At 67.1% G+C, this 20,222-nt stretch carries 24 protein-coding genes; 7 read left to right on the plus strand and 17 right to left on the minus strand.

The genetic code is table 11. The features are described from left to right. Nucleotides 1-142: 142 nt before the first annotated feature. Entirely contained in the window at nucleotides 143-1,039 is an 897-nt protein-coding gene (locus QX204_RS03095; RefSeq protein WP_301905082.1) for a phenylalanine 4-monooxygenase, read from the minus strand. A gap of 246 nt (nucleotides 1,040-1,285) precedes the next feature. On the opposite strand from QX204_RS03095, the gene QX204_RS03100 reads away from it, so the two are divergent. Further along, on the plus strand, nucleotides 1,286-1,552 hold the full coding sequence (locus QX204_RS03100) for a type II toxin-antitoxin system VapB family antitoxin (protein WP_301905083.1): 267 nt from the start codon (nucleotides 1,286-1,288) through the stop codon (nucleotides 1,550-1,552). Nucleotides 1,553-1,665: 113 nt separating this feature from the next. Further along, on the plus strand, nucleotides 1,666-2,337 hold the full coding sequence (locus QX204_RS03105) for a JAB domain-containing protein (RefSeq protein ID WP_301905084.1): 672 nt from the start codon (nucleotides 1,666-1,668) through the stop codon (nucleotides 2,335-2,337). A gap of 16 nt (nucleotides 2,338-2,353) precedes the next feature. On the opposite strand, the gene QX204_RS03110 is transcribed toward QX204_RS03105, so the two are convergent. Both QX204_RS03110 and QX204_RS03115 read right to left on the minus strand, forming a co-directional pair. After that, on the minus strand, nucleotides 2,354-3,070 hold the full coding sequence (locus QX204_RS03110; protein WP_301905085.1) for a TetR/AcrR family transcriptional regulator: 717 nt from the start codon (nucleotides 3,068-3,070) through the stop codon (nucleotides 2,354-2,356). Nucleotides 3,071-3,098: 28 nt separating this feature from the next. Continuing rightward, entirely contained in the window at nucleotides 3,099-4,328 is a 1,230-nt protein-coding gene (locus tag QX204_RS03115) for a cytochrome P450 (RefSeq protein WP_301905086.1), read from the minus strand. Nucleotides 4,329-4,533: 205 nt separating this feature from the next. Here QX204_RS03115 and QX204_RS03120 point away from each other — a divergent pair, with 205 nt between their 5' ends. After that, nucleotides 4,534-5,424 (plus strand): fructosamine kinase family protein, encoded by an 891-nt coding sequence (locus QX204_RS03120; protein WP_301905087.1) that lies wholly within the window; start codon nucleotides 4,534-4,536, stop codon nucleotides 5,422-5,424. A gap of 39 nt (nucleotides 5,425-5,463) precedes the next feature. Here the strand turns inward: QX204_RS03120 and QX204_RS03125 are convergent, their stop codons facing one another. From QX204_RS03125 to sdhC, 6 genes are all read right to left on the minus strand, one after another. After that, on the minus strand, nucleotides 5,464-5,922 hold the full coding sequence (locus QX204_RS03125) for a hypothetical protein (RefSeq protein ID WP_301905088.1): 459 nt from the start codon (nucleotides 5,920-5,922) through the stop codon (nucleotides 5,464-5,466). 68 nt (nucleotides 5,923-5,990) lie between these two features. Continuing rightward, nucleotides 5,991-6,500: a DoxX family protein gene (locus QX204_RS03130; RefSeq protein WP_301905089.1), complete on the minus strand. Its 510-nt coding sequence runs from the start codon at nucleotides 6,498-6,500 to the stop codon at nucleotides 5,991-5,993. Between the two features lie 141 nt (nucleotides 6,501-6,641). Further along, entirely contained in the window at nucleotides 6,642-7,412 is a 771-nt protein-coding gene (locus QX204_RS03135) for a succinate dehydrogenase iron-sulfur subunit (RefSeq protein ID WP_301905090.1), read from the minus strand. Further along, a complete protein-coding gene (gene sdhA, locus QX204_RS03140; protein ID WP_056819186.1) occupies nucleotides 7,412-9,163 on the minus strand; it encodes a succinate dehydrogenase flavoprotein subunit in 1,752 nt (583 codons plus the stop codon). The genes QX204_RS03135 and sdhA overlap by 1 nt, the downstream gene beginning before the upstream one ends. 34 nt (nucleotides 9,164-9,197) lie before the next feature. Continuing rightward, nucleotides 9,198-9,632, minus strand: a complete 435-nt coding sequence (locus QX204_RS03145; RefSeq protein WP_301905091.1) for a succinate dehydrogenase hydrophobic membrane anchor subunit — start codon at nucleotides 9,630-9,632, stop codon at nucleotides 9,198-9,200. 1 nt (nucleotide 9,633) lies between these two features. After that, nucleotides 9,634-10,038, minus strand: coding sequence for a succinate dehydrogenase, cytochrome b556 subunit (gene sdhC / locus QX204_RS03150; RefSeq protein WP_056818101.1), 405 nt, complete (start codon nucleotides 10,036-10,038; stop codon nucleotides 9,634-9,636). Between the two features lie 290 nt (nucleotides 10,039-10,328). On the opposite strand from sdhC, the gene QX204_RS03155 reads away from it, so the two are divergent. The 3 genes from QX204_RS03155 to QX204_RS03165 all read left to right on the plus strand — a co-directional run bounded on the left by QX204_RS03155 (nucleotide 10,329) and on the right by QX204_RS03165 (nucleotide 13,370). Beyond that, a complete protein-coding gene (locus QX204_RS03155) occupies nucleotides 10,329-10,742 on the plus strand; it encodes a cytidine deaminase (protein WP_301905092.1) in 414 nt (137 codons plus the stop codon). A gap of 19 nt (nucleotides 10,743-10,761) precedes the next feature. Continuing rightward, complete coding sequence (locus tag QX204_RS03160) at nucleotides 10,762-12,144, plus strand: thymidine phosphorylase (RefSeq protein ID WP_301905093.1); 1,383 nt, start codon at nucleotides 10,762-10,764, stop codon at nucleotides 12,142-12,144. A gap of 128 nt (nucleotides 12,145-12,272) precedes the next feature. Next, the gene (locus QX204_RS03165) at nucleotides 12,273-13,370 is read left to right on the plus strand and encodes an adenosine deaminase (RefSeq protein ID WP_301905094.1); all 1,098 of its coding nucleotides are present in this window, start codon (nucleotides 12,273-12,275) and stop codon (nucleotides 13,368-13,370) included. 50 nt (nucleotides 13,371-13,420) lie between these two features. Here the strand turns inward: QX204_RS03165 and QX204_RS03170 are convergent, their stop codons facing one another. The 5 genes from QX204_RS03170 to QX204_RS03190 are packed head-to-tail and all read right to left on the minus strand — an operon-like array spanning nucleotide 13,421 to nucleotide 16,863. Beyond that, nucleotides 13,421-14,659 (minus strand): SatS C-terminal domain-containing protein, encoded by a 1,239-nt coding sequence (locus QX204_RS03170; RefSeq protein WP_301905095.1) that lies wholly within the window; start codon nucleotides 14,657-14,659, stop codon nucleotides 13,421-13,423. 14 nt (nucleotides 14,660-14,673) lie between these two features. Next, a complete protein-coding gene (locus QX204_RS03175; RefSeq protein WP_301905096.1) occupies nucleotides 14,674-15,033 on the minus strand; it encodes a YbaB/EbfC family nucleoid-associated protein in 360 nt (119 codons plus the stop codon). Then, nucleotides 15,030-15,383 (minus strand): hypothetical protein, encoded by a 354-nt coding sequence (locus QX204_RS03180; protein WP_301905097.1) that lies wholly within the window; start codon nucleotides 15,381-15,383, stop codon nucleotides 15,030-15,032. The genes QX204_RS03175 and QX204_RS03180 overlap by 4 nt, the downstream gene beginning before the upstream one ends. Next, nucleotides 15,380-16,537, minus strand: a complete 1,158-nt coding sequence (locus QX204_RS03185) for a C40 family peptidase (RefSeq protein WP_301905098.1) — start codon at nucleotides 16,535-16,537, stop codon at nucleotides 15,380-15,382. The genes QX204_RS03180 and QX204_RS03185 overlap by 4 nt, the downstream gene beginning before the upstream one ends. After that, nucleotides 16,534-16,863 carry a hypothetical protein gene (locus QX204_RS03190; RefSeq protein ID WP_056818089.1) on the minus strand — a complete coding sequence of 110 codons (330 nt, stop codon included), beginning with the start codon at nucleotides 16,861-16,863 and terminating at the stop codon, nucleotides 16,534-16,536. Before QX204_RS03190 ends, QX204_RS03185 begins: the two co-directional genes overlap by 4 nt. 147 nt (nucleotides 16,864-17,010) lie before the next feature. Here QX204_RS03190 and upp point away from each other — a divergent pair, with 147 nt between their 5' ends. Beyond that, complete coding sequence (gene upp / locus QX204_RS03195; protein WP_301905099.1) at nucleotides 17,011-17,634, plus strand: uracil phosphoribosyltransferase; 624 nt, start codon at nucleotides 17,011-17,013, stop codon at nucleotides 17,632-17,634. A 1-nt stretch (nucleotide 17,635) separates the two neighbouring features. On the opposite strand, the gene QX204_RS03200 is transcribed toward upp, so the two are convergent. From QX204_RS03200 to QX204_RS03210, 3 genes are all read right to left on the minus strand, one after another. After that, nucleotides 17,636-17,764, minus strand: coding sequence for a hypothetical protein (locus QX204_RS03200; protein ID WP_301905100.1), 129 nt, complete (start codon nucleotides 17,762-17,764; stop codon nucleotides 17,636-17,638). A 92-nt stretch (nucleotides 17,765-17,856) separates the two neighbouring features. Continuing rightward, nucleotides 17,857-19,365, minus strand: a complete 1,509-nt coding sequence (locus tag QX204_RS03205) for a phospho-sugar mutase (protein WP_301905101.1) — start codon at nucleotides 19,363-19,365, stop codon at nucleotides 17,857-17,859. Continuing rightward, on the minus strand, nucleotides 19,366-20,145 hold the full coding sequence (locus tag QX204_RS03210) for a purine-nucleoside phosphorylase (protein ID WP_301905102.1): 780 nt from the start codon (nucleotides 20,143-20,145) through the stop codon (nucleotides 19,366-19,368). Between the last annotated feature and the right edge of the window lie 77 nt (nucleotides 20,146-20,222).

Raw genomic sequence — 20,222 nt, forward strand, 5'->3', positions numbered from 1 at the left:
ATTTTCGGTCTACCCGACCCTTTCAAAAGCTCGAAGAACGGGTCGAAGGTAACAGTCGCGCATCAGTCGCGCGTGTTGGGTCCCAACAAGTGAGAAACACGAAATGTTGAACTGTGTTCTGTAGCAAGGTTTTCGAGGGTAGCTAGGAAACCGGCTGGGCGGGGCGGCCGAGCCTGGCCGGTGTCTCGTCGTCCATGGTCGCGAAGAATTCGCCGAGCACGCCGACTATCTGATCCACCGAATCCGCGCAGTACAGCACCGGTTGGTAATGCGTGATGTCGTAGGCGATGGCGCCCATCTCCGCGACGTCGAGCGGCCGCAGGCGCGCGTGCCGGAACTCGTCGATCTCGCCGTAGGACGACAGCAGTCCGGCGCCGTAGCAACGGATTTCATCGTTCTCGCGGACCACGCCGAACTCGAGCGAGAACCAGAAGACGTCGGCGAGGAATTTCAGCGCGGTGTCGGTCTCCAGCCGGGCCACCGCGGCGCCGACCGTCTCGTACAGTGCCGCGAAACGTGGGCTGGCGATCTGGCTGGCGTGGCCGATGATCTCGTGGATCGCATCGGGTTCGGGGGTGTAGAGCGGGGCGGAGTGGTGACGGATGTACTGGGTGGAGTGGAAGGTGCGCTCGGCGAAGGAACCGAAGAACTCGCGCAGCGGAACCAGGCCGGCGGCGGGCACGTACCGGAAGCCGGTGAGGGGGGTGAGCAGCCGCGATACTTCGTCGAGTTGCGGGATGTGATCGTGCGGGAGGCCGAGGTTGCTCGCTGCCTCCCGAACCTCACGGCAGGCGTAGACCTCGTGTTTGCGGGCCAGCTCCGCCGACGCGATCCGCCACACCCGCTGCTCGTCGTCGGTGTAGTCGATGTGCGGTGCGGGGGCGCCGGGGGAGTGGTCGAGCGCGAGCGCGGCGATGGCATTGCGGCGCGCGCGGTAGTGCTCGTCGTGCACGCCGGGGTGGTCGTCGCTCAGGTGCACTGTCACGTTGCCGTCACGCTCGCGCGTCACCGGCGAGTAGAGCTGGGCCTCGGTGAACATGACTCCAGGCAAGCACCGCATTCCCGTCGCGACAACAACCACGCCGACAACTACGCAAACTGCACAGTTGCAGGGTTCGTCGCGGTCGGATTCCGGCGGTGAACTGTGTTTTCTGTGTGCTTGCTGACTGTCCTCGCGCCGTGCTGTGCGGACTTGCGAACACGCGGTTTCGGTAACGACGCGGTGAATCAGCCGACGAGCCGAGCGGCTATCGCGCAAAATTGCGTTCGTAGAAGAGGAGGTTGTGTGCGCACCCTGCGAATAGATCTCGATCAGCGCCTGCTGGCCGCTGCCGCCGACATCATGGGCACCGCCGACAGCAATGCCACCGTCAACGAGGCGCTGCGCCGCATCGTGGTGCACGAACGTCAGCTACGGAATTTGGAACGCTTGATGGCAGATTCGGTATTCAGCACAGATCCGCCCACTGACCGGGGCAGTGCCCTCGATCCAGATTCGGTATTCAGCACAGATCCGCCCACTGATTCCGTCCTCCTCGCGGAGTCGACCTAGGGGGACAGGTCCAGGTTCGGGTTCGTCACCGAGGTGGTGGCTGAGGGGTAGCCCGAGTCTGTCGGTACCCCCTGCGATTATCGGAGTCAGTCACCGATCCGCAGGGGGATACGATGTCGGTTCCGATCGCGAGTTTGCCTGTCGCCCAACGTCCGCGCGAGCGATTGCGCATGCTCGGCCCACACGCGCTCAGCGACGGCGAGCTGCTGGCGCTGCTGCTCGGCCAGGGCACCCGTGGCCGATCCGCACTGGAAGTCGCCGCCCAATTGCTCGGTGACTACGGCGGTTTGGCCGAACTCGCCGCCGCCCGGCCCGAGGAACTGGCCGTCCACGCCGGCATCGGCCCAGCCAAAGCCGCCACGGTCGTCGCGGCCTTCCACCTCGGCACCCGCTCGCGCACCCCTACGGAGTCGCTACCCCAGCTCACCACCCCCGAAGACATCGCGGCCGTGGCGATCCCGCTGTTCGCGGGAGCCCGGGTAGAGCGCCTGCTCGTCCTCGTCTGCGACACCCAGAACCGCCTACGCCACCGGGCTTTCGTCGCCGAAGGCGCCATCGACCACGTCGCCGTTCCCGTCCGCGAAATCCTCAACACCGTCCTGCGCCACGACGGCCGAGCCTTCGCGCTGGTACACAATCACCCCTCCGGCGATCCGACTCCCAGTCCCGACGACCGCCGAGCCAGCACCCTGCTCCACCAAGCCGCCCGCACAGTGGGCCTGCGCTACCTCGACCATCTCGTCGTAGCGGGCGAAATCTGGTCTACCGCGGCACCTTTCCCGTGACCGAGGCGTGGATCTCTCAGCCGGCGAAACCGGTGGTGCGGGCGAGGTCGGCGAGCATGGCGTCGAACATGATCTCCGGGTCCGCCAGGGGAATCGGGTAATTGCCGAACACCTCGAGGGTGACGTGGCCGAACAGGCGGGCCCAGATCTGCACCATCAGGTACGTCACGCCGAGGTCGAGTTTCTCGGCGGGGAACTTCTGCCCGGATTCGGAGAGCATGGCGAGCAGGTCGGTCTGGAAGCCGATGAGGTCGTCGCGAAGCGCCGCCGGGATGGTCTCGCCCGGTGGGGTGGCGATCTCGAAGTTCGCCAGGAGTCCGCCGGCGGCGGCGAGGAAGATCCGGCCGAAGGGTTCGTCGAAGCGGTGCATCATCGACCGTTCCGAGGTGGGCGAGGCGAACACCAGGGTGAACTCCCTCGGGTTCGCCAGCGCCCAGTGCCGGAAGCCCCGGCAGATGGCAAGGAATCGCACCGCGCCGTCGTCGGGCAGCGGCTCGATCTCGGTCGAGAGGAACTGAGCCAGATCGGCGCAGAACTCCACCCGCATCCGCTCGATCAGCTCGTCGCGCGACGAATAGTGCCGATACAGCGCGGGCGCGGTGACGCCGAGTTCGCGGGCGATCGCGCGCAGGGTGACCGCGTCCGCGCCCTGCTCCGACAGCAGCGCCCGGGTGACCCGCCGGATATCGGCATCGGTCACCACCGGCGCACGGCCACGCGCCTTGCCCGTCACCCGGCCACCCCCTCGATCACACGTCGGTTCAAGCGTATTCGACCTCCCAGCGCTTGATGCCGTTGAGCCAGCCGCTGCGCAGCCGCACCGGCTCGGCGACCTGGCGCAGGTTCGGCATCGCGTCGGCAATGGCATTGAACATCAGGTCGATCTCCAAGCGGGCCAGATTCGCGCCGACACAGTAGTGGGTGCCGGTGCCGCCGAAGCCGACGTGCGGGTTGGGGTTGCGCAGGATGTCGAACCGGAACGGGTCGACGAAGGCCTGCTCGTCGAAATTGGCCGAGCTGTAGAACAGGCCGATGCGCTGGCCCTTCTTGATCTGCTGGCCACCGAGTTCCAGGTCGCGTGTGGCGGTGCGCTGGAAGGCGGTCACCGGCGTGGCCCAGCGCACGATCTCGTCGGGCGCGGTGCGCGGACGCTGCTGCTTGTAGAGCTCCCACTGATCCGGGTTGTCCACGAAGGCCTTCATGCCGTGGGTGATCGAATTGCGGGTGGTCTCGTTGCCCGCGACCGCGAGCAGGATGACGAAGAACGCGAACTCGTCCGAGCCGAGGTGCTCGCCGTCGACGTCGGCGTTCACCAACTGGGTGACGATGTCGGCCGCCGGACAGCCGCGGCGCTGTTCGGCCATGTTCCAGGCGTAGCCCATCACCTCGGCGGTCGCGGTGTGGTGGTTGCCCTCGAACTCCGGGTCGTCGTAGGAGATCATCTGATTGGTCCAGTCGAACAGCTTCATGCGGTCCTCCTGCGGCACGCCGATCAGCTCGGCGATGGCCTGTAGCGGCAGCTCGCACGCGATCTGCTCGACGAAGTCGCCGCGACCGGCCTTCTTGGCCTCCCACACGATCCGCTGGGCTCGCTCGGTGAGTGCGGCCCGCAGGTTCTCCACCGCGCGCGGGGTGAAGCCTTTCGACACGATCCGCCGGATCTTGGTGTGCTGCGGCGGGTCCAGGTTCAGCATCAGCATGTTGCCGAGCATGTCGATCTGCTCGCGGGTGGTCTCCTCGTTGAACCGGATGATCGCGGTGTTCTCGTGCGAGGAGAAGTCCTCCGGGTTCTTCGAGATCTCCTTGATGTCGGCCAGCGTCGACACCACCCAGTAGCCGCCGTCGTCGAAGCCGCTGGCGCGGTCGGGCTGCGCGCACCACCAGACCGGTGCGGTGCGCCGCAGTTCGGCGAACTCTTCGATCGGCAATCGACTCGCGAGCAGGTCGGGATCGGTGAAATCGAATCCCGCGGGAATGTTTGTGCTGGTCACGGCTTATCTCCTTCGGCCCGGTGCGCGGACGTCACAACGTGATGTGGAACACGTTCGAGTAGATGAAACCACGGCGAGCCTATTTATGAACAGCGTTTAGTAATACCCGTTTACAAGGAGCTCGGACGCTGCCGACTTGGCTGTGTGGTCCGGGGATCTCCCGATTCGTAGACAGTCACCGGCGGTACTTGGGCAAGATGGCGGCGTGGACCTGCCGTTTCTGCGTGCGAACCCGCACCTGTTGCCGACGTTTCTCGCTCATCAGCGGCTACGGACTACGCCTGTCTCGGGTGGGTCGATCAGTGTCGCCGAGCGGATCGTGCTCGACGACGGGACCCACCTGTTTCTCAAGACTTGGCCGGGCGGGATATCCGCCGTCCCGACCGCCGCGCCGGTGCCTGCTCCGTCGGGACTTTTCGAGGGGGAGGCGCAGGGGCTCCGTTGGTTGCGGGAGGCCGGTGGGGTGGCGGTGCCGGAGGTGTATGCCCAGACCGGCGAACTGTTGTTGATGCAGTGGATCGACCACGCCGAGCCGAGCGCCACCGCCGCCGAACGGTTCGGTGCCGGACTGGCGCTCACCCATGACGCGGGCGCCCCCGGATTCGGCGCTGCCGCCGAGGGTTTCCTCGCGGGACTGCCCCTCGACAACACCCCCGGCCAGGACTGGCCGACCTGGTACCGCGAGCGCCGAATCCTGCCGCACCTGAAGCTCGCCGTCGACGCGGGCGCCCTCGACCCCGCCGACGCCACCTCCATCGAATCGATCCACATCGAAGCCCCCATCGAACCCCCCGCCCGAATCCACGGCGACCTCTGGCCGGGAAACATCCTCTGGGGCCTCTCCGACACCCCCTGGCTGATCGACCCCGCCGCCCACGGAGGCCACCCCGAAACGGACCTCGCCACCCTGTCCCTCTTCGGCGGCGCCCCCTACCTACCCCGAATCATCGCCGCCTACAACGAAGTCCACCCCTTGGCCCCCGACTGGCAAACCCGCATCCCCCTCCACCAACTCCACCTCCTACTGGCCCACGCCGTCCTCTTCGGCCGCTCCTACCGAACCGCCGTCCTGGACGCCGCGGCCCGCTACTACTAGCTCATCGCGGAGAGAGCTGTTCTACTCGGCCGTTCCGGGTCAGTGATCGTGGAATTTCGGCTGCTGCCATGAGCCGACAAGGGCAGTGGCGAGTCCGCCGATGAGGATCAGCAGGCAGGGGTGGAACGAGATGGAAGTGGAGGCTGGATAGTCCAGGCTTGCGAAGGTGATCGTGAATCCGATGCTCAGCGCGATCAGGATGCCGAGGGCTTCGGCGACCGCGAGGCAGGACAGCAACGCTCTCGGAAGGTGTCGCCGGTATGTGACGAAACCTGCGACGACCAGCAAGGCCGCGCCGAAGACCAGCAGCGGTAAGCCGGGGGCGCCGACTTCGCGTAGGTCCCACAATGAGTAGGTTCGTCGGCCTCGACTGCGGTCGACCTCGAAGAGCGGGAGCCAGAGCGTCATGAGGACGGCTATGGACCCGGCGAGCAGCATTCCGCTCGCCGGGGCGACTTTGTTGTTGTAGCCGAATACCGGCATCCATGTCTGCGACACCCGGCAATCCTAGTGAACGGCAAAGGCAGCCTGCGTCTTTCGATGGGGACGGGGCCAGCCGAACGCGCTCAGGCGGTCGACGGTTCGCGACGCCGTAGCGCGGGCACGACACGGGGTGCTGATCGGGTGGCCCACACGGCGAACCCGATGTACAGCGCCTGTTCCGGGATTCGCTGCCACAGGGGCGAGGCGGGCTCTCCCGCGAAGGGGATGTCGTTGAGGGCGGCGTAGATGTTGGCCGGCAGGAGCAGGAGGAACAGGGGGACCAGGGCCCAGCCTGCTAGTCGGCGGGTGCGGGTGAGGATCAGACCGGCGGCGGCGAGGAGTTCCAGGACGCCGCTGGCCAGGACCATGAAGCCGGGGAATGGGACGAAGGGCGGGATCATGGCGACCATGTCGGTGTAGTTCGGCATCACGGTGACGCTCGCGGGCATGAAGTGCGCGGTCCCCGTCATCACGAGCATGACGGCCAGTGCGTGGGCGGCGCTGGCGGACCACGAGGCGAATCGGGTCACGCCGAGTGCTCCCAGCGTTCGGAAGACTACGAGCGAGCCGATCAGGGCTACGAGGGTGATCATCGGTACTCCCAGAATGGATACTGAAACTATCTGCTATGGATAGCAACACTATCTACTCCGTCGGCATTCCCGCAAGTGCCGACGAACGACAAAGGCCGCCCACACCTTTCGGTGTGGACGGCCGGTGCCGAGCGGGAAAGATCAGCGGGTGAAGAGCAGGGCCCGCTTGACTTCCTGGATCGCCTTGGTGACCTCGATGCCACGGGGGCACGCGTCGGTGCAGTTGAAGGTGGTGCGGCAGCGCCAGACACCTTCGACGTCGTTGAGGATGTCGAGACGCTCGCGGGCGCCCTCGTCCCGGCTGTCGAAGATGAAGCGGTGCGCGTTCACGATCGCGGCCGGACCGAAGTAGCTGCCGTCGGTCCAGTACACGGGGCACGAGGTGGTGCAGCAGGCGCACAGGATGCACTTGGTGGTGTCATCGAAGCGGGCCCGGTCGGCCTGGCTCTGGATCTGCTCGCGGGTGGGCTCGTTACCCGAGGTCATCAGGTAGGGCTTCACCGCGCGGAACGCGTCGAAGAACGGCTCCATGTCGACCACGAGGTCCTTCTCCACGGGCAGGCCGCGGATCGGCTCGACGGTCATGGTGAGGGTCTTGTCGCCCTTGGGCAGCAGGTCCTTCATCAGCACCTTGCACGCCAGGCGGTTCACATTGTTGATCCGCATGGCGTCGGAGCCACACACACCGTGGGCGCAGGAGCGTCGGAAGGTGAGGGTGCCGTCCAGGTAGGACTTGATGTAGATGAGCACGTTGAGGAAGCGGTCGGTCGGCAGGACCGGCACCTGGAACGAATCCCAGTAGGCGCCCTGGCCGTTCTCCGGGTTGAAGCGGGCCACCTTGACGGTGACCATGACCGAGCCCTCGGGCACCGGCGCCGGCTTCTGCTTTGCGGTATCGACTGCAGCAGTCATCAGTACTTACGCTCCATCGGCTCGTAGCGGGTCTGCACCACCGGCTTGAAGTCGAGGCGGATCTCGGAGATGAGCTCCGGCCCCTCCTTGTACGCCATCGTGTGCCGCATGAAGTTCACGTCGTCGCGGTCCGGGTAGTCCTCGCGGGCGTGGCCGCCACGCGATTCCTTGCGGTTGAGCGCGCCGACGACGGTGACCTCGGCCAGCTCGAGCAGGAAGCCCAGCTCGACGGCCTCGAGCAGGTCGCTGTTGTAGCGCTTGCCCTTGTCCTGCACCGTGATCCGGGTGTAGCGCTCCTTGAGCGTGTGGATGTCGGTGAGGACCTTCTTGAGGGTTTCCTCGGTGCGGAACACGCCCGCGTTGGCATCCATCGTGGCCTGCAGCTCGGTGCGGATGTCGGCCACGCGCTCGTTGCCGTGATCGGACAGGATCAGCTCGAGCCAGTCCATCACCATCTGCGACGGGTTCTCCGGCATCTCGACGAACTCGGTGCGGTTGGCGTACTCGGCGGCCGCGATGCCGGCGCGACGGCCGAACACGTTGATGTCGAGCAGCGAGTTGGTGCCGAGACGGTTCGCGCCGTGCACCGACACGCAGGCGCACTCACCGGCGGCGTAGAGGCCGGGGACCACGTCGGTGTTGTTGCGCAGGACCTCGCCACGGATGCGGGTGGGGATACCGCCCATCACGTAGTGGCAGGTCGGCATGACGGGTACGAGCTCGGAGACCGGGTCGACGCCGAGGTAGGTGCGCGCGAACTCGGTGATGTCGGGCAGCTTCTCCTCGAGCACGTCGGCGCCGAGGTGGGTCACGTCGATGTAGACGTAATCCTTGTTCGGGCCGGCGCCACGGCCTTCGGCCACCTCGAGCACCATCGAGCGGGCGACGATGTCACGCGGCGCGAGGTCCTTGATGGTGGGGGCGTAGCGCTCCATGAAGCGCTCGCCGGAAGCGTTGCGCAGGATGCCGCCCTCACCGCGAACAGCCTCGGAGATGAGGATGCCGAGGCCCGCGAGGCCTGTCGGGTGGAACTGGTGGAACTCCATGTCCTCGAGCGGCAGGCCCTTGCGGAACACGATCGCCATGCCGTCACCGGTCAGCGTGTGCGCGTTCGAGGTGGTCTTGTACATGCGGCCCGAGCCGCCGGTGGCGAACACGATCGACTTCGCGTGGAAGATGTGGATCTCGCCGGTCGACAGCTCGTAGGCGACGACGCCGGTGGCGACGGGGCCACGATCGGACTCGGTCATCACCAGGTCGAGCACGTAGAACTCGTTGTAGAACTCGACGTCGTGCTTGACGCAGTTCTGGTAGAGCGTCTGCAGGATCATGTGACCGGTGCGGTCGGCGGCATAACACGCGCGACGCACGGGCGCCTTGCCGTGGTCACGGGTGTGGCCACCGAAACGACGCTGGTCGATCTTGCCCTCGGGCGTGCGGTTGAACGGCAGGCCCATCTTCTCCAGGTCCATGACCGCGTCGATGGCCTCTTTGGCCATGATCTCCGCGGCGTCCTGGTCGACGAGGTAGTCGCCACCCTTGACGGTGTCGAAGGTGTGCCATTCCCAGTTGTCTTCTTCGACGTTGGCCAGCGCGGCGCACATACCGCCCTGGGCCGCGCCGGTGTGGCTACGGGTCGGGTACAGCTTGGTCAGGACCGCGGTACGAGCGCGCGGGCCGGCCTCGATCGCCGCGCGCATGCCCGCGCCACCGGCGCCGACGATGACCACGTCGTAGCGATGCTCCTGAATCGGACGGGATTCACTCATGCGAGGTGGCCTGTTCCTAACCTGTGATGTTGGGGTCGAAGGTGAAGATGACGTACGTGCCCACAGCGACGACCAGGATCATCGAAATCGCGAGAATGGTCTTGAGCCAGAACCGGGTGGAGTCCTTGCGCGAGTAGTCGTCGATGATGACGCGCAGACCGTTGCCGCCGTGCAGCTGAGCCAGCCACAGCATGGACAGGTCCCAGAACTGCCAGAACGGGCTGGACCAGCGACCGGCCACGAACGCGAAGTTCAGCCGGTTCACGCCACCGTCGATCATCAACATGATGAACATGTGGCCGAGTACGAGGACGATCAGGAACAGGCCCGAGATGCGCATGAACAGCCATGCGTACTTCTCGAAGTTGCCGTTGGACTTGCCACGCGGCGAGCGCGGGGAGTCGAGGCTGGCCGGGCGATCGTAGGACTTGCCGAGGACAGGTGCAGACATATCAGTGCTCCGTCAGCAGGTAGAAGAACTGGCGGCCGATGCCGGCGGCGGAGACCAGAATCCAGATGGCGAGGACGATCCACAGCATCTGCTTCTGGAATCGCGGACCCTGGGACCAGAAGTCGACCAGGATGACCCGGACGCCGTTGAGGGCGTGGAACAGGACGGCGACGACGAGACCCATCTCCATCAACGCCACGACCGGGTTCTTGTAGATCGCGATCGAGTGGTCGTAGGTGTCCGGGTTGACCCGGACCAATGCCGTGTCCAGCACGTGCACGAAGAGGAAGAAGAACAGCGTGACACCGGTGATCCGGTGCAGCGCCCAGGACCACATGCCGGGGTCGCCGCGGTACAGCGTCTTCCGCTTCGGCTGGGCCGGAGCCGGAGCTTCTATCGTGGTCATAGAGTGCGGTGCCTCCAACGTCGTTGATGGACCCGGTCACAGATCCGACGCCGGCATGCGTGGAGAGGCAAATGCCCAGGTGGCTGCGCTGTATTCTCGAGCGCTCGCCCGCCGCCGGGAACCTGAACCGATCTTCGCTGAACTCTAATCCCCTCTGTTTCGCGGAACTAATTCGGCGTGCCGTGCGTTGCGCGTAAAACAGGCGAGTTAGGTTTACCTTTCCCGATGCCGAATACTGGTGTTTCGGCCCCTGTTTCCCTGTGTTCGGCGGGATCCGCTGGAGGTTTTCGATGCCCGACATCGACTGGAATACGTTGCATGACATGGCAATTCGCGCTATGGGGTCGGCGTATGCCCCGTACTCGGGTTTCCCGGTCGGCGCCGCTGCTCTCAGTGCGGATGGCCGAATTGTGAGCGGATGCAATGTGGAAAATGTCTCATATGGGCTAACCCTGTGTGCCGAATGTGTACTCGTCGGTAACTTATTCGTGTCGGGTGGCGGGCGTCTCATCGCCGTCTCCGTGACCGATTCCCGGGGCGAAATCCTGATGCCGTGCGGGCGCTGTCGTCAGCTGCTGTTCGAACACGGCGGGGGCGAGTTGCTGGTCGATCACGCCGACGGCCCGAAGCCGCTGTCGGAGCTGCTGCCCTATGCCTTCGGGCCGGATGACCTGGCGGCCGGTCGGGCTGGCGAAGGCGCGTAACCACTGATTTAGTGGGCACATGGGTAACTCGTCGGGAACGAACGAACGCTCCACCCACTTGCCGCCAGTCGCCGACGTGAGTCGGCCGGCGCCTGAGTCTGGCTCGAAGGCGCGGGGAGGCGGATTAGATGCGGTTTCAGTCATTACTACCAAGCGCGACGGCGCAGAGCTGTCCGACGCACAGATCGACTGGGTGGTGGACGCGTTCACCCGGGGGATCGTGGCCGATGAGCAGATGTCGGCGCTGGCCATGGCGATCGTGTGGCGGGGGATGACCCGGCGCGAGACCGCGCGGTGGACGGCGGCGATGATCGGGTCCGGTACCCGGACGGACTTCACCGACCTGCCGCGACCGACCGTCGACAAGCATTCGACCGGTGGGGTCGGCGACAAGATCACCCTCCCGTTGGCTCCGCTGGTGGCCGCCTGTGGGGCGGCGGTGCCGCAGTTGTCGGGGCGTGGGCTCGGGCACACCGGCGGGACGCTGGACAAACTCGAGGCGATCCGCGGCTGGCAGGCAGACGTGAGCGTGCCCCGGATGCGCGAGATCCTGACCGACCCGGCGATCGGCGCGGTGATCTGCGCGGCGGGCGCCGATCTCGCCCCCGCCGACAAGCGGCTCTACGCGCTGCGGGATGTGACCGGGACGGTCGAGTCGATTCCGTTGATCGCGAGTTCGATCATGAGCAAGAAGATCGCCGAGGGGACGGCGGCGCTGGTGCTGGATGTGAAGGTCGGCTCGGGAGCCTTCCTCAAGACGCTCGACGGCGCTCGCGAACTCGCGACCGCGATGGTCGAGCTCGGACGCGATGCGGGAGTGAAGACCGTCGCGCTGCTCACCGCGATGGATACACCGCTCGGGCGCACCGCGGGCAATGCGCTGGAGGTGGCCGAGTCGGTGGAGGTTCTCGCTGGTGGGGGAGCCGCGGATGTGGTCGAGCTGACGTTGACGCTGGCGCGGGAGATGGTCGCGCAGGCGGGGCTGCGGATCGATCCCGCCGATGTTCTCGCCGACGGTCGGGCGATGGATCACTGGCGCGCGATGATTCAGGCGCAGGGCGGGGACCCGGATGCCGCGCTGCCGGTCGCGCGCCACAGCGAGATCGTGCGGGCGGAATCGAGCGGGGTGCTCACTCGACTCGACGCGATGGGGGTGGGGGTCGCCGCGTGGCGGCTCGGTGCGGGGCGTGCGCGGCAGGGGGAGAAGGTGCAGGCGGGGGCAGGCATCGAGATGCATGCCAAGCCCGGGGATTCGGTGGTGGCTGGCCAGCCCTTGTTGACGCTGCACACCGATACGCCGGAGGCGTTCGCCGGGGCTTCGGCTGCGCTCGCCGATGCGGTGACGATCGATTCCGCGCCCGACGGCAAGCCGGGGGAGCTGGTGCTCGGGCGGATCGAGTGAGGGCGAGCCCCGGGGTTCGCGCACGCCGGATGGCCCGCAATAGTCCTTCGCGGGACGGATAATCAACGAGACGGTTGCCACGTGGGGACTTCGCTGCCGGGATCGGCGCGGGCCGCTACCGTCTATACATGACTGGACCGGCGCCCCTTGACCTTGCTTCGATCCGACGCGCACCGAAGGCCTTGCTGCACGATCACCTCGACGGTGGTCTGCGGCCCTCGACGGTGCTAGAGCTGGCCGCGGACTGCGGCTATGACGAATTACCCGCTACCGATGCCGAGAGGCTGGGGGCGTGGTTCCGCGACGCCGCCGACAGTGGGTCGCTGGAGCGGTATCTGGAGACGTTCGCGCACACGGTCGCGGTGATGCAGACCCCCGAGGGGCTGCGCCGGGTGGCGCGGGAGTGCGCCATCGACCTCGCGGCCGACGGCGTCGTCTACGCGGAGGTGCGGTTCGCGCCCGAGCAGCATCTGGAGAAGGGCCTCACGCTCGACGAGGTGGTCGAGCACACGCTCGCGGGATTCCGCGAGGGCGAGGCGATCGCGGCCGAGCAGGGCAATGCCATTCGGGTGACGTGTCTGCTCACCGCGATGCGGCACGCGGCCAGGTCGCGCGAGATCGCGGAGCTCACCGTCCGGTTCCGCGACAGCGGCGTCGGCGGGTTCGATATCGCCGGCGCCGAGGCGGGATTCCCTCCCACCCGGCACCTGGACGCTTTCGAGTATCTGCGAGCCAACCACGCGCACTTCACGATTCACGCGGGTGAGGCGTTCGGCCTGCCGTCGATTCACGAGGCGCTGGCGTTCTGCGGCTGTGATCGGCTCGGCCACGGCGTGCGGATCACCGACGACATCAGCGTTCCCGGCGACATCGAGGACGCGCAGCTCGGCCTCGTCGCGAACTATGTGCGCGATATGCGGGTGCCGCTGGAACTGTGTCCCTCGTCGAATGTGCAGACCGGCGCGGTGCCCTCGCTGGACAAGCATCCGTTCGACCTGCTCGCCCGCCTGCGCTTCCGGGTCACCGTCAACACCGACAACCGGCTGATGAGCGACACCTCCATGAGCGAGGAGATGCGCAAGCTGGTCGACACCTTCGGCTACGGCTGGAGCGACCTGGAACGCTTCACCATCAACGCCATGAAGTCGGCCTTCATCCCGTTCCCGGACCGGCTGAAGATCATCGACGAAGTGATCAAGCCGGGTTACGCGGTACTGCTCGGTTGACATGGATCAGGGGTGGCGCCGCATCGGCGCCACCCCTGACCTGTCGAGAACTACTCGCTGACGAGTCGGGCTTCGAACGCACGCTGCAGGTCGCGGAACTGCTGGGCCTCCGACGCGTACGGCGGGTTCGGCGCCATCCGGTTCGGATCCGGGTTGAGCAGGTAGGAGACGTACCAGCCGAGCGGATTCGACTGTGCGAGAGCGGATTCCACGCTGTCGTCGTCGGCGTAGTCGGCGGCGTCGCTGAACAGTTCGACAGCGAGGTCGAGCTGTTCGATGTCGACCGCCTCCGGCCCCTCGGCCAGATCGTCGACCAGACCGGTGAGCACGTAGACGTTCTCGTCGGTCACCTCGACCTCGAGCGAACCGTCCACCGCCGCGGTCTGCACCTCGGCGAAGGTCGACACCCGGGCCAGCTCGTGCTCGTGATCGTCGGCCAGGTAGCGGGCCAGTGCGCGCTCGGAACCGAAGACGGTGATGCTGCGGCCGTCGCCGAGGAAGATCGGCTCGTCGTCGAGGTAGCACCGCAGGGTGAACTGCTCGCCGTCGGAGGTGACGATCTTGACGGGGTCGATGCCGACCTCGTCCCAGAAGGACTCCTCTTCGTCGTCGTCGGTGGCGGTGAGGTCGACGTTCTCGAACTCTTCCTCCTCCTCGGCGACATCGTCGGCGTCGACCTCGTTCTCCTCGGCCGCCAGCAGTTCCGCCTCGGCGACGGCGACCGCGGCCGCGTCGACCTCGGGGGTGGTCACGACGCCGTCGATCGCGTCGAGCACGTCGTCCCAGCCCTTGACGATCGCGGCGCCGACCTGGTCCCACAGCTCTTCGCCGTCGCGGCCGACGAACGTGCTCGCCCCGCTGGCCAGTGCGCCGAGCACCGGGTTGTTGCCGAAGAACTTGGTCACCACGTCGAGCTCGCACACCTCGGCGATATTGCGCACCATCGCCAGGGTGTCCTCGAGCTCGCCGATGACATCGACGTCGGGTTCGCCCGCGGCCAGTTCCGGCACGGAGACCAGATCGAAGCTGAAGTTCTCCTCCGGCTCCAGCTCAGCGGCCGAAAGACCGACGATGACCGCCCAGGACGGGTGGTCGACGAGGTCGTTGTCGGAGTTGGTGCGGATGAACGCCGCCAGCTCCGCAACGGACTCGAATCCGTAGAGGTCGTCCTCGTGACCGAGGAACGCCTCCCACTCGTCGTCACCGTCGCGCCAGCGCGGTGCCCACAGGGTGACGAGATCGCCATCGGTCAGACCGAGCTCGATCGGGACGATGTCTCCAGAAGCCATGACGCGAAGCCTAGCTAGCTCGAGCGCCGGGCACTATCCGGCCCGGGTGCTAATTGCCCGTCGGGCTGTGCACTCGGTCCGGTGAGCGATTCGTTCAGTGTCGCAATGATGTTGGAACGTGCCTCGCCGGCGGTCTCGGTGGCCTGTTTGCAGGCGGCCAGGATGAGCGCGGCGGCCTCGGTGGGCGCCAGCGCGGTGATGCCTTCGTCCAGTGTCAGGGCGACGACGGCGCCCTCGCTGTTCACCTCGGCGGTGACCAGCCCGTCCTCGGTGGTGAAACGCCCGTTGACCTGCTTCAAACCGTACAGCGCCGCTTCGAGCGCCTCGAGCTTTCCGGTGACGCCCGCGACCAGGGCGTCCATTTCCGCACTCACAGTGGCCTCATCCAACTCGTCTGACCGGTGTCGGCGTCGTCGATGCGATCGAGCTCGTCGACCGCCTGACGCCGGGTGGGCAGGTTCATCTTGTCGAGCAGGTCATCGGGGATCTGCGCCTGCTCGCTGTAGACCTCGCGAAGGCGGGCGGCGGCGGCGATGGTCGAGCGCCGGGTCAGGCGCAGGATCTCGTCGGCCAGCGCTTGGGCGCCGAACTGGTACTCGCTGCGCTCGAACTTGATCGCGATCGGCAGACCCATGCTGGTCGCGCGGACCGAGATCGTGCCCGACCGGTTGGTGCTGACCGCGGACTCCACGTTGGGCACCTCGGGGATCGGCGTGCCGCTCATTCGGTGGGCCTGTAGAAGCCGTAGAACTCCATGCCACTGTTCTCCGTTCGGATGGAACTGATCGAAACCGGATCGCCCGCCTCGACGAGCTGCCCGTTGCCGACGACCATGGCGACGTGGCCGTCCCACACGGCCAGATCGCCCGGCATCAGGTCACCGGGGGATACCTGAGGATTGCCGATGTGCTGTTCCTGCGCCAACCGCGGCAGTTCGACCCCGGCCTCGCCGTAGGCGTACTTGGTGAGCCCGCTGCAGTCGATGCCCGATTGGGGGTCGTTGCCGCCCCACACATACGGGGTGCCGACCGCGCCGATGGCCGAACGGACCGCGGTCGCTGCCTTCTCGTTGGGAGCCTCGACCGTGCTGCCGTCGGGCAGGGTGATCTTGACGCCGGTGCCGGACCCGGTCGACGAACCGGCCGACGACCCCGTCGATCCGCCCGTTCCCGTGCCCGCACCCGCGCCCGTGCCGCCGGTGGTGGTCGACTTCGAGGTGCTGCTGTTGCTGCCGCCCATCGCCGTCGACAGACCCGAGCCCATGGCGCTGAGCACCGTGCTGCCTGCGCTCGCCGCGGTCGAGAGCAGACCGGAACTCGACGCCGAGGACACGAGGTTGCTCGCGCCGGACGAGACGCTCGCCAGCGACGTGCTCGACGGTGCGGGGGTGAGTTCCTGGATCGCGGCGGTCTGGGTGCCCATTTCGTCCTGCACGCGGCCGACGACGCCCATGCCCTGACCGATGTGGTCGATCGCCGAGCTCACCACGGCGGTCAGACCGGCGGGAGTGCCAAGGGTGGGACTGAGCGCGGACACCTGGGACAGGAACGAGTTGACGATCCCGTCGAGCTCTTTCTGCCCGGTCTCCACGTAGGCGGCGGCCTGGTCGACGACGGTCGCCATCTCGGTGCCGTTGTCGGACAGGGTGGCCGAGGACGTCTGCACGCGCAGCGCTTTGGAGGTGGCCGCGTCGACGGCCTGGCCGTCCCACGCGGTGTTCACGTTGTTGATGCTGTAGCGACCCTGTTGATAGATCTGGTCGAGGTTGGTCGAGGTCGAGCGCAAGCCGTCGGAAGCGCCGCCGGCGCCGAGCACGCCGGTGCCGAAGCTCGACAGCAGATCGAGGAGGGGCTGGGCCAGCCCGCTGAGGTCGATCATGCGTCGGTACCGAGTTCGCCCGCGGTGGCGGTGATCCCGGCCGCGTTGTTCAGGTCGGTCTCGACAAGAGTCGTCGCGGCGCTGGCGGTGGCCAGCCCCATGCTGCCCATGACCGCGGACAGCTGGGCGATCGCCGCCACGTGACCCGCGTGCGCGGCAGAGTAGGCGGCGGTGAAATCGCCGCCGATGAGACCCATGATGGGGCCGAGCAGAGTGGGGTCGGAGGCAACCGAACCAGCCGCCGCGGTGGCCAGTTCCGTGGCCATCACCTCAGCAGCCGCGCTGTACGCGACGATGCCCTCGGCATCGGCTGACATTTTCGTCATCGAACTTCCCCCAATCCTCGAGTTCCCGGGCAGAGTACGTCACTCAGTATCTTGGACGCACCGACTCCGCATTCGGTTCCCTCGACCGCGAAAATATTTCCCCAGCGGTCGTAGGCGCGAAGCGCCAAGCGACCCTATCGTCTTTTCATGCGCACCGACACCGTCGACCATCCACTCGCCGCAACCCTGCTCAGCACCATGCGAGACGCTCGTACCGACAACGCCGCCTTCCGCAATGCTCTGGCCGATCTCACCGGCATCCTCATGTACGAGGCGCTGCGCGACGCGCCGGTGGTGCGCGAACCGATCGACACGCCGGTCGCGGTCACCGAGGGCATCCGATTGGCATCGCCGCCGCTGCTGGTGCCGGTGCTGCGGGCCGGGCTCGGCATGGTCTACGCCGCAGCCGAACTCGTCCCGCAAGCCCGCGTCGGTTTCGTGGGTATCGCCCGCGACGAGCAGACCCACGAGCCGGTGCCCTACCTCGAGTCGCTGCCCGCCGACCTCACCGGCCTGCCCGTCTTCGTCCTGGATCCGATGCTGGCCACCGGCGGTTCCATGCGCCACACCATCGAACTCCTGGTCGCCCGCGGCGCCACCGACATCACCGCCCTCTGCGTGGTCTCGGCCCCCGAAGGCGTTGCCGCCCTCGCGGCCTCGGGCCTGCCGGTCCGCCTGGTCACCGCCGCCGTCGACGAGAAACTCAACGAGAACGCCTACATCGTCCCCGGCCTCGGCGACGCGGGCGACCGCCAGTTCGGCCCACGCTGACTCAGTCTTCGGAGCCGACGAACAGCTCCAGGTGGTCGCAGGCGACGCAGCGGTAGGCATCGACGGTGCGAGCTGTCTTGCGGGAGCGCCGCTTCCCGCCGAAGAAGCCGCGCTCGAAAGGACCCTCCAATTAACGGGATTCGACGTGCGCCGGTTGGCCGGCGTCCTCGATGAGGCCGAGCCTGAGAACGGTTCCGCCGCACTGGGTGCGGTGTCGCGCAGTCACCGCGCCACTGTAGTGAGGGACTGGCAATAGTCGGCCAGTGCCGCGAGGCGGTTGTCAGCGGCGAGGTGTGCCTGGGGGAGGGCCGCGTAGTCGGCTACCGGGGCGAAAACCTCCAGGTAGCACTTCAGTTTGGGTTCGGTGCCCGAGGGGCGGACGACGATGCGGAAGTCGTGGGCGTCGAAGATCAATGCGTCGGTGCGCAATCGGCCGCGGACCTGCGCCTGGTCGGTGAATTCGACCGGGGTATCGGCGATTTCGCTGGGTGGGTTCGCACGCAGGGCGGCGACCAGCGCGGTCGCGGCGGCCTGGTCGGGCAGGCGCAGCGAGACCTGGCCGCCCGCGTGCAGGCCGAATTCGACCGCGTAGGAGTCGAGTTCGCCTTGCAGCGTCTTGCCCTGGGCTTTCAGCAGGGCGACGAGGTCGGCGGCGGCCACCGCGGCCGAGATGCCGTCCTTGTCGCGGACCCTCGCGGGGTCGACGCAGTGGCCGATGGCTTCCTCGTAGGCGTAGACGAGTCCGTCGCCGGCCCTGGCCAGCCATTTGAAGCCGGTGAGGGTCTCGGCGTAGCGCGCCGAACGCGCGGCGGCCAGCTTCGACAGCAGGCGCGAGGACACGATGGTCGTGGCGACCAGCGGATCGGTGGGACGCGTGCGCAGCACGTAATCGGCCAGCAGCACGCCGGTTTCGTCGCCGCGCAACATGTGCCAACCGTTCGGGCCCGGCACGCCGAGCGCGCATCGATCGGCATCGGGATCGAGCGCGATGGCCACGTCGGCCTCGATCCGCTCGGCCAGCGCGAGCAACAGATCGGCGGCGCCCGGCTCTTCCGGATTGGGGAAGGCGACGGTGGGGAAGTCGGGGTCGGGGGCGAACTGTTCCTCGACCACGTGCACGTCGGCGAACCCCGCGTCGGCCAGCGCGCGCACCGCGAGCTCGCCGCCGACGCCGTGCAGCGCGGTGAGCGCGATCCGCACACTCGCCCGCTCGCCGGAACCGCCGAGCAGACCGGGCAGTTGCGCGACGCGCTCGAGGTAACGATCGACGAATTCCGCGCCGGAAACCGAAACAGTTTCCCGCGCAATAGGTTCGACAACCGCCTCGATGTGCTTCTCGATCTCGCTGTCGGCGGGCGCGATCAACTGCGACCCCCCGTCGAGATACACCTTGTACCCGTTGTCGGCGGGCGGATTGTGCGAGGCGGTGATCTGCACTCCCGCCACCGCCCCCAGCTCGCGCACCGCGAACGCCACCACCGGAGTCGGCACCGGATCCGGCAGCACCGTCACGGGAAAGCCCGCGGCGGTGAAGATCTCCGCGGTCGCCGTGGCGAACTCGGCCGACCCGTGTCGCGCGTCCCGGCCGACCACCACGGCGCCACCACCGAGGCACCGCTCACGCAGCCAGTCGGCCAGCCCGGCCGTGGCCCGCGACACCGTCGTCACATTCATCCCGTCCGGGCCCTCGCGCAACGGTCCACGCAGGCCTGCGGTCCCGAAACGCAGCATCTACACGCGCTCCAGAATGCCGCGCAGCAGCTTGCCCAACCGGGGCGCCGCGGCCTGGCCTTCGGCCAGCACCTCCGCGTGCGAAAGATGTTCTCCGGTAACGCCCGCGGCCAGATTGGTGACCAGTGAGATGCCGAGTACCTTCGCGCCGAGCGAACGCGCCTCGATCGCCTCCAGTACCGTCGACATGCCGACCAGATCGGCGCCGATCGTCGCGAGCATGCGGATCTCGGCGGGCGTCTCGTACTGCGGGCCGATGAGCCCGGCGTACACGCCTTCGGTCAGGCTGGGGTCGATTTCCCTTGTCAGCGCTCGCAATTCGGAGTCCCAGGCGTCGACCAGGTCGACGAATCGCGCACCGACCAGCGGAGTGCGCGCGGTGAGGTTGATGTGATCGGCGATCAATACCGGCTCACCCACCTGCAGACCCGCCCTGAGCCCGCCCGCGGCATTGGTGAGCAGCACGATCTCGGCGCCCGCCGCGATCGCCGCGGTCACCGGATGCACCACCTGCTGGGGCGTATAGCCCTCGTACAGGTGCTGACGACCCATCAGCAGCAGCACGTTGTTGTCGTTCACGGTGACCGAATGCACCATGCCCCCGTGCCCCTGCGCACTGGGTTTGCCGAAGCCGGGTAGCTCCGTCATCGGGATCGAGGCATGCGGCGCGCCGATCTCGGCTGCTGCCTCCTGCCACCCCGATCCCAGCACCACGGCCACGCGATGACGCGGCACCCCCGTACGTTCGGCAATCGCCGCAGCGGCCTGTTCGGCAGTCATGAGGGGAGTCTAAGCCGCGTGGGCGGTGGGTGTCCTCGGGCTGAGCGGCCGGGGCGCCACGATGCGGTCCGCACGTG

The organism is Nocardia sp. PE-7, assembly GCF_030486425.1.
In the GTDB taxonomy this organism is placed as follows: domain Bacteria; phylum Actinomycetota; class Actinomycetes; order Mycobacteriales; family Mycobacteriaceae; genus Nocardia; species Nocardia salmonicida_A.

Coding starts and splice junctions, on each gene's coding strand:
- QX204_RS03095 (WP_301905082.1), bottom strand. CDS start 1,039: ATGTTCACCGAGGCCCAGCTCTACTCGCCGGTGACGCGCGAGCGTGAC.
- QX204_RS03105 (WP_301905084.1), top strand. CDS start 1,666: ATGTCGGTTCCGATCGCGAGTTTGCCTGTCGCCCAACGTCCGCGCGAG.
- QX204_RS03130 (WP_301905089.1), bottom strand. CDS start 6,500: ATGATCACCCTCGTAGCCCTGATCGGCTCGCTCGTAGTCTTCCGAACG.
- QX204_RS03135 (WP_301905090.1), bottom strand. CDS start 7,412: ATGACTGCTGCAGTCGATACCGCAAAGCAGAAGCCGGCGCCGGTGCCC.
- QX204_RS03145 (WP_301905091.1), bottom strand. CDS start 9,632: ATGTCTGCACCTGTCCTCGGCAAGTCCTACGATCGCCCGGCCAGCCTC.
- sdhC (WP_056818101.1), bottom strand. CDS start 10,038: ATGACCACGATAGAAGCTCCGGCTCCGGCCCAGCCGAAGCGGAAGACG.
- QX204_RS03155 (WP_301905092.1), top strand. CDS start 10,329: ATGCCCGACATCGACTGGAATACGTTGCATGACATGGCAATTCGCGCT.
- QX204_RS03160 (WP_301905093.1), top strand. CDS start 10,762: ATGGGTAACTCGTCGGGAACGAACGAACGCTCCACCCACTTGCCGCCA.
- QX204_RS03165 (WP_301905094.1), top strand. CDS start 12,273: ATGACTGGACCGGCGCCCCTTGACCTTGCTTCGATCCGACGCGCACCG.
- QX204_RS03170 (WP_301905095.1), bottom strand. CDS start 14,659: ATGGCTTCTGGAGACATCGTCCCGATCGAGCTCGGTCTGACCGATGGC.
- QX204_RS03180 (WP_301905097.1), bottom strand. CDS start 15,383: ATGAGCGGCACGCCGATCCCCGAGGTGCCCAACGTGGAGTCCGCGGTC.
- QX204_RS03185 (WP_301905098.1), bottom strand. CDS start 16,537: ATGATCGACCTCAGCGGGCTGGCCCAGCCCCTCCTCGATCTGCTGTCG.
- QX204_RS03190 (WP_056818089.1), bottom strand. CDS start 16,863: ATGACGAAAATGTCAGCCGATGCCGAGGGCATCGTCGCGTACAGCGCG.
- upp (WP_301905099.1), top strand. CDS start 17,011: ATGCGCACCGACACCGTCGACCATCCACTCGCCGCAACCCTGCTCAGC.
- QX204_RS03205 (WP_301905101.1), bottom strand. CDS start 19,365: ATGCTGCGTTTCGGGACCGCAGGCCTGCGTGGACCGTTGCGCGAGGGC.
- QX204_RS03210 (WP_301905102.1), bottom strand. CDS start 20,145: ATGACTGCCGAACAGGCCGCTGCGGCGATTGCCGAACGTACGGGGGTG.